Origin of the sequence: Bacillus hominis (assembly GCF_018332515.1) — a bacterium.
Taxonomy (GTDB): domain Bacteria; phylum Bacillota; class Bacilli; order Bacillales; family Bacillaceae_G; genus Bacillus_A; species Bacillus_A hominis.
The window spans coordinates 1-254 of the sequence record NZ_BOQD01000670.1 but is presented as its reverse complement, the minus strand read 5'-3'; the positions used below and the strand labels follow the sequence as shown (position 1 = coordinate 254).

At 58.3% G+C, this 254-nt stretch carries 1 protein-coding gene; it reads left to right on the top strand.

Translation table 11 applies throughout. The annotated features are described in order from the left end of the window. On the top strand, nt 1-254 hold a 254-nt coding region (gene recO / locus KI356_RS28945; RefSeq protein ID WP_212937084.1), incomplete at both ends, for a DNA repair protein RecO.

The following is a 254-nucleotide window of genomic DNA, read 5'->3' as shown; positions in this document are numbered from 1 at the left end:
TAGTCGCCCGTGGAGCGAAACCAGCCTGATGCTGGACGTCTTCACGGAGGAATCGGGGCGCGTGCGTCTGGTTGCCAAAGGCGCACGCTCTAAACGCTCTACCCTGAAAGGTGCATTACAGCCTTTCACCCCTCTCTTGCTACGTTTTGGCGGGCGTGGCGAAGTCAAAACGCTGCGCAGTGCTGAAGCCGTCTCGCTGGCGCTGCCCTTAAGCGGTATCACGCTTTACAGCGGTCTGTACATCAACGAACTTC